The organism is Flammeovirga sp. AWQ4_249 (assembly GCF_056161045.1).
In genome coordinates this window covers 57475-70899 of sequence record NZ_JBSWYJ010000012.1, presented here as the reverse complement: position 1 = coordinate 70899, position 13425 = coordinate 57475, and the positions used below count along the sequence as shown (strand labels likewise).

The window sequence follows — 13425 nt, the reverse complement described above, 5'->3', positions numbered from 1 at the left end:
ATGAAATTAGAAAAAAATAGAATAGTAAAAGCCTTTTACCTATTTGTCGTCGCTACTTTATTATTTGGTTGTAAAGACGATGAAGTAAAAGAAGTAGAGGAAGAAGAAACAACAAACTTTCTATACGGTGCTGATTTATCATACTTAAATCAGATTGTTGATAATGGTGGAAACTTTAAGGTCGATAATACTTCAAAAGATCCCTATCAAATTTTTGCAGAGAAGGGAACAAACGTCATGAGATTACGTCTTTGGCACAATCCAACTTGGACACAGGATCTTTCTGGTACTACAATGTACAATGATATTATAGATGTTGAGCGTTCGATTAGACAGGCAAATGGAATGGAAATTCTCCTAGATTTACATTATTCTGATACTTGGGCAGACCCTGAGCATCAATATGTACCAGAAGCTTGGGAAAATATTGACGATATAGATGTATTGGTAGACTCTGTTTATCATTATACCTATAACACTTTGTTTCAATTGGTTTCTAAAGGATTGACTCCAAAGTATATTCAATTAGGAAATGAAATCAATTGTGGTATGTTTTATACAGAAGTAAATGAAAACTTTCCCAATTGTAATGTGTGTAATGGTCATTGGGATAGATTAAATAAAGTATTAAATAGTGCTTCACAAGCTATAAAAGATATTAATGCATTAATTGAAGTAAATGAACCTATAGAAACGATTTTGCATGTTGCCGATCCAGCCAATATAGATTGGTGGTTTTCTAATTTACAACAAAACTCTCCTTCTGTTGATTTTGATATCATTGGAATCTCCTATTATCCATTATGGCATACAACTGTTTCATTTGATAACTTAGAAGGCACGATATCTACTTTAAAATCAGAATTTAATAAAGATATTTTTATAGTTGAAACAGCTTACCCTTGGACTACTGAACATGCAGATGATATGAATAATTTATTTGGTGATCAAACTCCATTAAATGGTTATCCATATACACAACAAGGTCAGTATGATTATATGGTTAGCCTTACACAGAAAATGAAAAATGCAGGAGCTATTGGAGTAGCTTATTGGGAGCCTGATTGGGTTGCTGTACCAATACCTACTTTATGGGGTACCGGATCATCATGGGAAAATTGTACTTATTTTGATTTTAATTTCAATGCTCTTCCTGTTTTTGAGTATTCAAATTATGATTATGAAGAGTAATTTTACAAATCGTAATATTCAGAAGTGTCTATAAAAAAAGAACGCTAGTTTTAAAAAAACTAGCGTTCTCCAAGCTCTCTCTTCAATCTATTCATCTGACTTCTATGCTGCTTAACATAGTTTTTCTTTAAATGATTTGTTGAAACTACTCTAGTAGCTCAACGACTTCATTAATGTCTTTATTGAACATTACAAATATGAAGATTCTAATAAAGAATCTGTAAGTATTTATGCTTTTTAATTTTATACGTCTCAGTTTATAACTTTTTTAAGATTTATATATAAAAATTATTTAAAATATGTAGAGGTGTTACCTTATAGATACCTATCGAACTTTTATTAATTCTTTGCGTAAAAACCTATTATCTGTGATTAACATTTATTAAATTGCCAATTGACTAACGGAAAAATTTATGAAACTTCAGAATCTGACCTTATATCTTTTTGCTTTTTCAGCTTTTATTTCATGTATAACATTAGAAGATGAATTTAGCCCTACGGTTTCTTTAGATGAAGAAACGCAGAACGTCTATTTTTATAAAGATTCACTTCATGTCAATGTTACTTTTAGAGATAATGTTCTCATCGATGAGGGAAGAGTAAAAATTCAAATTGTTGATAACCAAAGTACCTTAAATGATACAATCGTTTTTGGTTTCGATACAACGTATACAAATGTTGATGCAAGATTAATTAACTTTGATTCCACATTTTTAATCCCTGCATTTGTGAGAACAGGTCAATATTTCTTAGAAGTAAGTAATACTGATGCTGGAGAAAATCAAGTGACAGATACTACCTACTTTTATATTAGTACAGATACTACAGGACCTGTTATTGATAATTTAAATGTAGTTTCAGCGATTGCTGCTAATCAGGAAAATGACGCATTATGCCGAGGTGAAATTATTGTAGTTAATGGAGCTGTAACTGATAATGTAGCTTTAAAAAGAATTGGAGTTTCAATAGGTAATCAAACACCACGATATTTTAATGTTGAAGGTACATCTTTGACTTTAGAATCAATTGTACAACAGCAACTGTTTATTCCTGATAGTTTAGCAAATGGTGAATATGATCTTAATATCTTTGTTGAAGACAGATATAGAAATATTACGCAAGAGACGGTTAGAATCAATGTAAATTGTGATGATTTACCAGCTCAATTCGTTTCTTATGAAGAAGCATCAGGAATAGAAATCCCTTCCAATAGAATTGTTCAGCTACATCCAGGTGAAGTTTTCCAATTATCGAGTTTAAAATTTTCTGATAATGGTGGATTAGATTCTGCTAGATTAGAAGTGACTCGTATTGGTGTTCCTACAGAAATGGGTGGTCAAGCACCAAGAACTGAAGAGGTACCAATTACAATACCTCTTAATGGAGTTTCTGAAGCAGATGTTGCTAGTCTATTGAGTGAACATTTAAGTTTTGAATTTGATTTATTAGATACTCAAGCGGGTGAAACAATTTTTATTAATATTAAAGTAAAAGATGCTGAACAGACATGGGATAATGCATCTTTCTTTAGATTTTCACTTGTTGCAAGAGAAGACTTAGCGCCGGATATTCGAGTTGCAGATTTAGTAATTAACGGTGTAAAAGAATATATTCCTGAAAATGAAGTACAAGATTTTACAAATCGTTTTTCAGGTCAGTCAAGAATAGAAATTAGAGTAGAAGGAAAAGTACAAGAAAATGTAGGCTTGGCTTCTATTATGTATACTTTTGAAAGTGATAATGATGCTATTCCAACTTTTGGAGGAGGATTAGACCAAGCGGAAGCATTTACCTCTTATCCAGTTGATTTAGGAACTACTTTGGATACTTCTTTCCCTATTGAAGCTTCTGTAGCGGATGTGTCAGGTGATGTATTGTACACACTTACGATAGTTGCTACAGATATTAGAGGACAAACAGATAAAGTAGTATACAAGTTTAATGTGACTTATTAAGTCATTCATTCTGTAACTAAAAAACGACATCATTCAGGTAAATGATGTCGTTTTTTATATCTCAATCTGTTTGCTATTAAAGTTATTACCTGTTGAGTGTAAATCATTGTATAAAGAAAAAAGCCACCTAAAATGACTTAATTTTCATTTTTAGATGGCTTTTCTATTGAAAAAGGAATCTTATAAGAAGTTTAATTTTGATAAAAAGTTATTCTTATAGGAATTACCAATAGGAATACTTTTTTGAGGCATTTCTATTTGAAGATCTTCTATTGTTTCTACTTTGGTGAGGTTAACGATATATGATCGGTGTACCCGAATAAAATTATCAGGAAACTTCTTTTCTAAAGCTTTCATAGTAGAATGCACTACATACTTTTTGTCTTTCGTATTAATAAGCATATAATCCGATAAAGCTTCAACAAAATAAATATCATTGAGTGATAATTTTACGATTTTGTTATCTGCCTTTACATATAATGAATCATCACTACTACTCTCTACCAATTGTTGATCACTCTCCTCCATGGAAGCTTTTCCTTTTTCGATAGCTTTCAAGAATCGAGGATAGGTGATTGGTTTAATCAAGTAGTCGGTAAGGTTGTACTCATATGCTTCTGCACCAAAATCCCTCCTTCCTGTAATAAGAATTACCTCAGGCAGCTTTTCCAATGATTGGACTAACTCGATTCCTGTCATTTGAGGCATTTCAATATCCAAGAATAAAAGATCTACGGCAGTATCTTTTAGCATATCATAGGCAGAAACAGCATTATCAAATTCACCAACAAGTTGAAGCCCGTTCGTTCTTTTGATAAAGTCTCTCACGACCATACGAGATACTTCCTCATCATCCACTATGACACATTTAAGTTCGGTCATTTTATAGCTCTAATGTTTTTAACTTTTGAATGTATTTTCCTAATATATCAAATTCTAAGTTGATTTTTGTACCTTTTTCAATTTTATGGAAGTTTGTATGCTCATATGTATAAGGAATAATACAAACACTAAACTGTCCTTTTGCATCATCAACTACCGTTAAACTTGCTCCATTTACGCAAACAGAACCTTTTTCAACAGTAAAGTTTTTTGTAGAAGGATCATATTGGAAAGTAAATCTCCAACTTCCTTTTTCGTCAATTACACTGATACATTCACCGATTTGATCCACATGTCCTTGGACAATATGACCATCAAAACGACCATGAGACGGCATACTTCTCTCCAAATTTACAACATCACCTACTTTCCAGTCTCCTAAATTTGTTTTTTGCAAAGTCTCATGAATTGCAACAACTTGATGTTTATTGTCAACAATTGAAGTGACCGTTAAACATACACCATTATGTGCAAGACTTTGATCTATTTTTAATTCATGAGATATAGATGATTCAACAGTAAAAATTGTGTTTTCTTGGTCTTTCTCAATATCTATGATTGTACCTAACGCTTCAATAATTCCTGTAAACATTTCTATGACTCTGGTTTAATTATTATTTCATTACAAGTTAAACAAATTTACGAACTTTTTCTTCGAAGATCTATCCCCTATTACAGATACAAGTATTCATTTTTAATTCTATTAATAATTAATTGTTTTTGAGTGTTTAACTCTTCGTCTTTAAAAACTGTAATATTATTTTTTTTTCTTATTTTGTCACTAATTCCAACTATGAACACTGACTCTCAATGAAAGCTACTGTTAAGAATCAAACTACCTATGAAGCGCTTGAACAAAAAGCAAAGGAATATATTGAAAGCATAAAAAAATCACCGGAAGCACGATTAGCATCTCGAGAAAAATATTATTTGAAATATGGTTTTAGAGTGGATACTGAATATGGATTTGGTAACTCTGAAATTAATTTTTTGAAATGGGAAGTCGAAAGAGGTGTTTTAGCAGAACAATATGCTGATAAATGGTGGTATAATGTCAACTTAGAATTTATCTATTATTCCGTTTTAGGAGCATATGTTTTTGAAGAAAAATTAAAGGATATTCCTCTACCTCAACCCGTTCAGAGGTGGGTCAATTATTTGCAAAACCCTTCTTCAAGTACTTGGTATAAAGCTCATAATACAAGTATTATTCATGGTTACATGAATTGTAGAGCGTTGGCTTTTGAGGAATCTCTCATTGAACAGTATTTTATTAATGAAGTATTAGACAGATTACTTTATGCTGAAGTGATGGTTGAGGGACAAAGTCAACTATTTGGTTTTTGGGGTAAAATTTTAGCCAATCCAAAATTACCTGCTGTTGATATTTTGGTAAAGATAAAAGACTTGTATCCAGATAATTATCCACTCAAATTTAAGGATATATTAAATGTGTTGGATATAGGTTTTGACTTTGGAACATTGCTCTCCTATGTCTTGGATAAATTAATTATCAAGAGGAGAATTAAATATATATACGCTTATATCTCAGAGCTATTAGAAATTGAGGAACTAGAAAATTTTTTAGACAACAACACAGTGGTTTACCCACAAATTAAATCATCATGAAAAAAAAGAAAATTGCTATTTTCGGGGGAGGAATCTCTGGATTAACGACTGCTTGGGAACTATCTAGTATTGAAAATTGGCAAGACCAATATGAAATTCATCTTTATCAATCAGGATGGAGATGTGGAGGAAAAGCAACAACAGGTTTAGGTGAAGAAGGAAGAGTGGAAGAAAGAGGAATTCACATGTTTCAAGGCTGGTATGATAATGCTTTTCGAATGGTAAAAGAAGCTTATCAATACATTGCTGATCACAATTTAAATCCTGACGGTGCATTTCAAACTTGGAGAGATGCCTTTATTCCCAATCCTGTGACTTCTATGGTTGAACAGGATAAAAAAGGAAATTGGATTGATTGGCCCTTTGTTTTTCCTGACAATGATAGAGAGCCGGGAGAGAGTAATCCTATTAATACTTCTACATTAATCAAAGAATTTATTGCTCTAGGATTGGAAGTTCTTATTGGGTCACCATATCAAGAAAACACATCAGGAAAAGTAGGATTTTTTAATGATTTATTAGCGAAAATATTTTTTGATCAACCTATTGCTGATGAGAAATTAAAAAAATATTCATGGTTCCAGAAATGGATTATTTCATCTACAAAAGTCTTAGAAAATAGTAAAAAGGAAGGAAGATTAAGCTATACTCGAAAATTCAAAAAGCTTGAGCAGAAGATTGAAAATTTAGAGAAACAAGAAGATAGAGAAGAGTTTATTGAGGATTTGATTAAAGTGATTGATGCAATTCTTATAGCTTTAAACTCATGGATTATCAAAAGGATTTTTGGAGGAAATCATTTGAGAAGAATGTCTGAAATTGTTCAGCTAGGTCTAGTAAGTTTAAAAGGTGTTTTTACTGATGTTTATAATGTGAAAACAGGTAACTATGACTGGGAAAATATAAATATCTACGATTTTTCAGATTGGTTAACTATACATGGAGCCACTTCTCAAGTTGTAAATTCAGCAATAGTAAGGTTTTTATACAAAGGAACTTTTGCCAATAAATATAATAATGAAAAAGGAACAGTAGCTGCTGATATTTCTCTTCGAATGATGTTAATGATACCAAGTTATAAAGGGAGTTTTGTTTGGAATTTGAGAGGAGGAACTGGAGGTTCTTTTACAGCGCCAATGTATGTTGCATTACAGCATAGAGGAGTAAAATTCCATTTTTTCCATCATTTAGACAAAGTAAAATATTCATCAACAGATGAAATAGAAGCTGTTATTGTAGGAAAACAAGTAGATCTAAAAGAAGGATTGACGCATTATAGTCCTTTGGTAAAACAGAAAGGTTTATTCCAATGGACATTACATCCTGATTTAAATCAAATTAATGAGGAGCAAGCTCAAAAAATCAAAGAAAACAACATCGATTTAGAATCTCATTGGTCAGGTTGGAAAAATGTAGAAAATATTACCATGACAAAAGGTGCTGATTTTGATGTAGTTGTCCTTGCTACTTCTTTAAAACCTTTAAAATATATTGCTTCAGAGATCTTAGAGCATAAACCAAAATGGAAAGATATGGTAGAAAAAGTGAAAGCTACTGCTACCTTAAATGTTCAATTTTGGATGAACAAAGATATTGAAGAATTAGGAATGGATTTAGGAGAATGGGGGATGAAAGATGGATCATATGCAAATACAGTAATTTATGAGGATCCTTTATACTCTTGGACTTCAATGACATATATTGCTCCTTTTGAAGAATGGAAAAAAGAAAGTGAAGCTAAACAGATTAGTTATTGGTGTGGAACTTGGCCTACAAATTATCCTGAACCACCAAGAGATAACACTCAATACCCTAAAGAACAAATCTCTCTTTTGAAGAAAGTTGCAGAGAATTGGATGGATGATTATATGGGTTGGTTTTGGCCTTTGGCTAGAAAAGATAATAAGTTTGATTACTCATTGTTATGTGATAAAAATCCAGAAACTTCACCACTTGAAAAATATAATAACCAATGCTTCGTTACTAATATAGATCCATCGATGCATTATATTTTAGCTCAACCAGGTACGAACAAGTTTAGATTAAAAACAGATGAAACAGAGTATTCGAATCTATACTTTGCAGGTGATTGGATTAATTTTGGGTTAAATGTAGGCTACATGGAAGGGACTGTAATTTCAGGTATTCAAGCAGCTAATAAAATCTTAAGCAATAGTCTAAATAAATCTTCAGAAAGAAAACTCCCTCAATTGGGAATGATTGAAGATTAATTTTTTAATAAACACATGAATCAAACAATTCAAGTTTTACTTTTTTTGTGCTTTGCTCATTTACTTTACTCTCCGTCTACTTTTGCAAAACAGTTTGCATTTGAAAGTATTGGTGACAAAGTATACTATCTAGAAGATGAGGAGCATTTATTCTCTGAAATGGATATTATTTCGGGGAATATGGATCATATGTTCAAAAAATACCATCAAAAGATTCCTAATTTTCAATCGACGAAATCAGCGATTTGGATTAAGATCAATACAAAAAACTTAGATCACAATCATAAGTACTTAGAACTTGGAAGTGCCTTTTTAGATACATTACATTACTATGAGGTAAGTAAAAATGGGTTATTACTCAAAACGATTAAAACAGGAGATGCTTATCCTTTTGATACAAGAGAAATAGATATTGGAAATTTTGTTTTTCGAATGTCTGATCCACATAATTCAATAGTTTATCTAAAAGTTTCAGCATTACAACCTCTATTTTTTCCATTGAGATCTGGAACGCTGACGGACTTTATCGCTTTTGAACATGACTTTGATTTTATACAGGGAATCTATTTTGGCTTTATGCTACTGATGTTCTTTTATAATTTCTTTGTATGGTTTTCAACACGTGAGAAAATCTATTTGATTTATGTCAGCTATGTGATAAGTATTACTGTCTTTATGTCGGCAGTTTTTGGTTATATCTTTGAATATATATGGCCTAATACACCTATTCTTAATGAATATGTAGTGATTAGTTCAGCCTTGACTCAAATTTTTGCAGTATACTTTACTAAGTATTTTTTAAAGGTAAATATCCTTCCTCGTATTATTCAAAAGGGACTCAATGTCTATATTTATTGGGGAATTGCAATTATCGGACTAATTCTCTTTGACTTTAAAGTGGAAGCATTAATGCTTTCTCAAGTGGGTTTATTGACATTAGGCTTTTTACTTCTTGCATCAGGAATTATATCTTATCGAAAAGGATATAAACCTGCAAAGTATTACTTAATAGCATGGGGTGCTTTAAATGCAGGTTTTATTACGGCTATTTTAGAAAGTGTCAATGTTCTTGAGGTGAGTATGTTCTTAAATCCAATGCAGATTGGTTCTGGGATTGAAGTAATGTTTCTTTCTTTCGCTTTGGCGGATAAATTAAATACACTCAAAGAGGAAAAGGAAGTTGCTCAAATTTCAGCCTTGGATGCTCTTCAAAAAAATGAAAAATTAGTCAGAGAGCAAAATGTTATGTTGGAAAGAAGAGTTGCCAAACGTACCATTGAATTATCAGAAACAAATGCGGAACTTACTTCTCTAACGGAGGAATTATCGACTACTCTTGAAACAGTAAAGCTACAATCTGATATTATTGAGAAAGCACATGAAAATACAAAAGCAAGTATTAATTATGCTAGGCGTATTCAAGATGCGATGTTACCAACTATAGATAATTTAAGGAATAAGCTGAAAGATATTTTTATTTTCTATCAACCGAGAGATATTGTAAGTGGTGATTTCTATTGGTCTCATCAAAAGGGAGAATTACTCTTTCTTGCCGCTTGCGATTGTACAGGTCATGGTGTTCCAGGTGGATTTTTAAGTATGTTGGCCAATGAAGTATTGACTGAGATAGTCAGCATGGAAAATATTACGGATCCCAAGGAGATATTAAAAAGAGCTGATGAAAAAATAACCAATGTATTGAATCAAAAAATGAATGCCAATATGGATGGTATGGATTTGTCATTGGTTTGTATTGATCCAGAGAAAAAAGAATTGACTTATGCAGGAGCAAAGAATCCTTTGGTTTATGTTCGAGATGAAGAAGTATATAAAATTAGAGGAGATAAATTTTCAATTGGAGGTAATTATTTGATTACAGATACTCGTTTCACATCTCATACTTTATCAACAGTAGATACGAAGTTCTATTTATTTTCAGATGGTTATCAAGATCAAATTGGAGGTGAAGAAAATAAAAAATTTATGGTGAAAAAGTTTAGAGATTTAATCAAATATTCTTCATTCGGCAATTCAATGGAAACACAGGAAGCAATCCTAAAAGAAAATTTGGATGATTGGATGAATGTCTCCTCTAAAAAAGTAAATCAGATCGATGATATATTAGTAATAGGCTTTGAAGTTTAATTTTTTGTCGATTACGATTTCATAAAACTACAATTGGATTTTTCTAATTGTAGTTTTTTTTATGTCTAACGATTAATAAGGATACATACCTTTATTTATACTTAATTGAGTAATACTAAATTTTAAATTTGGACTAAAAATATATTGATCTGCATTATTTAATTGTATTTTTACATTTATTAATTTTTTTGTGTGTGAAACTTCAGCAATCTGAAATCTTACTCTAATTTCACGGTTGCTATCATTACCTAAAACGACATTACAAATGATGTACTATCTTATGATCGAAGTTTTTATCTTCGGTTATCTTCTCATCGTACTTGAGCATAATACTCATATCAACAAAGCAGCGACAGCCTTAATAATTGGAGCTGGACTTTGGGCACTTTATGCGATTGGAGCCCAAGATATACTTGCACTAGGTTATAGTGAAACCTGGAAAGAATGGTTAATTGCTCACAATCATGATGGTTCACAAGAATCAATGATCCATTTTTTGGTGCATCATGAATTAACTGAGCATCTTTCAGAAATAGCATCCATCGTCTTTTTCCTTATGGGGGCAATGACAATTGTGGAAGTAATTGATGAATACCAAGGTTTCCGAATTATTACCAATAGAATCACGGTAACTCATAAAGCCAAGTTATTAGTGATTATGTCATTTTTGACCTTCTTTTTATCTGCGGCTTTAGACAATCTAACAACAACAATCGTAATCGTTGCAGTTTTAAATAAACTGATAAAGGACGATGAAACAAGATGGTATTTTGCAAGTATGGTAGTGATTGCTGCAAATGCTGGAGGAGCATGGTCTCCTATTGGTGATGTAACAACAATTATGTTATGGATTGGTGGTCAGATTACAGCCTTGAAGATTATAGAAGAAATCTTTATGCCTTCATTAGTTGCTATGATTTTACCATTAATTGTTCTCTCATTTAGATTAAAAGGAGAAATTGATCCTCCTCAATTGGAAGAGGATGAGCACAAAGCATTTATTCCATTAAAGGATAGAATTATTGTATTAGTGATGGGTATCGTCGCTCTTTTAGCGGTACCAGTAATAAAATCTTATACGCATTTACCTCCATTTATCGGTATGTTATTAGGTTTAGGTGCAATGTGGTTCCTAACGGATTTCAAATTGCATTCTAAAACAATGGAAGATAAAAGACGATTGAATGTAGGGCGTATTTTGACAAAAATTGATATGCCGACTGTACTCTTTTTAATGGGTATTTTATTAGCAGTTGGTGCATTAAGTTCAGCTGGGCATTTAAATGTAATGGCTGGTTTTATGCAAGAACATTTCACTGATATTTATTTACAAAATACATTAATCGGTATTTTATCAGCAGTTGTTGATAACGTTCCAATTGTTGCCGCATTTATGGGAATGTATCCTATTGCCGAAACTGGAGCACAAGGTGAGATGGCTAATTTTGTGGTAGATGGTAAATTCTGGGAAATGCTAGCATATTGTTCTGGTACGGGTGGTAGTATTCTTATCATCGGTTCTGCAGCAGGTGTCGCAGCAATGGGTATGGAAAGAATTAGTTTTGTTTGGTATCTAAAGAATATTGCTTGGATTGCAGCTATTGGCTATTTAGGTGGTATTTCACTTTTCTATTTAGAGATGTTGGTAATGTGAACAACTTGATTAGAATTTATTCATTTGACAATAAAAATAAAGAAAGTTATCAACAGTTACTGTTGGTAACTTTCTTTTTTTGTTTATAAACTAGATGTTGATAAGTAGTAATTCATATAATTTCTTATTATTGTATAGAATAACCGAAAAACGATTTATCCACAATTCCAAAATATATGTACAGGCTGTTGATAATACCTATTATTTTCATGATTTCAATGAGTTGTGATCTTGAAAATAAGAATGACAAACAAAGCAATGTTGATAACTCAAAACAGGGAACTATTACAGAAATTGTGAACCATAACATTGAAACCAAGAGTGGAATGTTATTCACATTAACTGAAGAAAAGTTATCCAACAGTGTGAGTAACATTACTATCCAAGGAACGAATTTTCCCAACTCAAATGAGATACTAAACTTCCAAGGAGTAGATCCTATTGAACAATTCTATGTCATTGATCTTAATGATGATGGATTTGAAGAGTGTTATATAGCAGTGAGATCTGCAGGATCAGGAGGATATTTGAAGTTACTAGGCATAGCTTCATTTGAAGATGAAAGCTATGGTAAAATTTATATTCAATCGATCACTGATAATGATGATTTATCTAAAGGATATATGGGGCATGATGAGATAGTTTTTAACTCAGACGGTATAGAAAGAACATTTCCATTATATAAGGAGAATGATAGTAATGCAAATCCTTCAGGAGGAATGAGAAAAGTAAATTACGAATTGATAACGGGTGAAGCAGGTTATATATTAAATCCCTACTTGACTGAATAATAGAAAAATAGAGTTGTCAATATATATTATTCATATTTGTCGTCTAAATTAAATTAGTCTACTTTTGCACTTTATTTTTAAACTTACAAATATGAAAAACCTAATTAATTTCTCCCTTTTAGTATTACTTATGGGATTAACATTTTCTTGTTCTGATTCAGAGGATGAAAATTATAACCCTAATAACGATTATGAACCAAATGCCAATGATGAAGTAAATATCAAGGATTTTAAGAAGATTGATGTTGATATCAACGGTGAAGTTTATGTTGAATATGGTTCTGAACAAGTAGTTTATATTGATGCTCCTGATGATGTACAAGATGCATTATCAAGAAAAGTAGATAAGGATACTTGGGATATTAAATTAAGTCATGAATATGATGATTATGATGTTTATATTCATATTATTACTCCAAATTTAGAGAAAGTAGATATTCATAGAGATGCGAAAGTTTACTTGAATGATATTCACTCAAAAGATGGTAAATTCCATGCTGATGTTTATGATGATGGAGAAATTTATGGACAAAATTTACACTCTCTTTATGACGAAATTCATTTGGATTTAAAAGGTAATAGTACGCATGCAGATTTTACAGAAATTGATACAAAAGATGTAAAATTACATACAGATGCATCATCAACTACAAACTTATCAGGAATTACTGAAGAGTTTGAAATGGAAACAAAAAAAGGTTCATCAGTAATCTCTGCAGGAGATTTAATTTCTAAAAAGGCTGAAATTAAAATCGAAGATAGTTCATCTGAAGTAACAATAACTTGTAATAAAGATTTAGAAATCAAAGTGAAAAATAGTAGTGCTAAGATTCACTACAAAGGTGACCCAGAAAAAATTGAAAAAGATATTGACGGTTCTTCTGTAGAAATAGAAAATATAAATTAAATAAAACGCCTTACCATGAGTAACAATGGTAAGGCGTTTT

Annotated in this window: 10 protein-coding genes; 8 read left to right on the top strand and 2 right to left on the bottom strand. The window is 31.6% G+C overall.

All coding sequences use genetic code 11. The features are described 5' to 3' along the window. Together ACXAHM_RS11375 and ACXAHM_RS11370 are read left to right on the top strand one after the other, a co-directional pair. Positions 1-1191, top strand: a complete 1191-nt coding sequence (locus tag ACXAHM_RS11375; RefSeq protein WP_474960563.1) for a glycoside hydrolase family 53 protein — start codon at positions 1-3, stop codon at positions 1189-1191. A 413-nt stretch (positions 1192-1604) separates the two neighbouring features. Further along, on the top strand, positions 1605-3146 hold the full coding sequence (locus tag ACXAHM_RS11370; protein WP_474960562.1) for a DUF4625 domain-containing protein: 1542 nt from the start codon (positions 1605-1607) through the stop codon (positions 3144-3146). Positions 3147-3326: 180 nt separating this feature from the next. On the opposite strand, the gene ACXAHM_RS11365 is transcribed toward ACXAHM_RS11370, so the two are convergent. Together ACXAHM_RS11365 and ACXAHM_RS11360 are read right to left on the bottom strand one after the other, a co-directional pair. Then, on the bottom strand, positions 3327-4028 hold the full coding sequence (locus ACXAHM_RS11365; RefSeq protein WP_474960561.1) for a LytR/AlgR family response regulator transcription factor: 702 nt from the start codon (positions 4026-4028) through the stop codon (positions 3327-3329). A gap of 1 nt (position 4029) precedes the next feature. Then, positions 4030-4620, bottom strand: coding sequence for a riboflavin synthase (locus ACXAHM_RS11360; protein ID WP_474960560.1), 591 nt, complete (start codon positions 4618-4620; stop codon positions 4030-4032). A gap of 218 nt (positions 4621-4838) precedes the next feature. Between ACXAHM_RS11360 and ACXAHM_RS11355 the strand changes: the two genes are divergently transcribed. The 6 genes from ACXAHM_RS11355 (at position 4839) to ACXAHM_RS11330 (ending at position 13385) form a co-directional block, all read left to right on the top strand. Beyond that, the gene (locus ACXAHM_RS11355) at positions 4839-5657 is read left to right on the top strand and encodes a hypothetical protein (protein WP_474960559.1); all 819 of its coding nucleotides are present in this window, start codon (positions 4839-4841) and stop codon (positions 5655-5657) included. Next, positions 5654-7888, top strand: a complete 2235-nt coding sequence (locus ACXAHM_RS11350; RefSeq protein ID WP_474960558.1) for an NAD(P)-binding protein — start codon at positions 5654-5656, stop codon at positions 7886-7888. Before ACXAHM_RS11355 ends, ACXAHM_RS11350 begins: the two co-directional genes overlap by 4 nt. Before the next feature lie 15 nt (positions 7889-7903). Beyond that, positions 7904-10033 (top strand): 7TM diverse intracellular signaling domain-containing protein, encoded by a 2130-nt coding sequence (locus ACXAHM_RS11345; protein WP_474960557.1) that lies wholly within the window; start codon positions 7904-7906, stop codon positions 10031-10033. Between the two features lie 265 nt (positions 10034-10298). Beyond that, positions 10299-11687 (top strand): sodium:proton antiporter NhaD, encoded by a 1389-nt coding sequence (nhaD, locus tag ACXAHM_RS11340; protein ID WP_474960556.1) that lies wholly within the window; start codon positions 10299-10301, stop codon positions 11685-11687. 218 nt (positions 11688-11905) lie between these two features. Further along, on the top strand, positions 11906-12478 hold the full coding sequence (locus ACXAHM_RS11335) for a hypothetical protein (protein ID WP_474960555.1): 573 nt from the start codon (positions 11906-11908) through the stop codon (positions 12476-12478). Positions 12479-12569: 91 nt separating this feature from the next. Further along, on the top strand, positions 12570-13385 hold the full coding sequence (locus tag ACXAHM_RS11330) for a GIN domain-containing protein (protein ID WP_474960554.1): 816 nt from the start codon (positions 12570-12572) through the stop codon (positions 13383-13385). Positions 13386-13425: the final 40 nt, after the last annotated feature.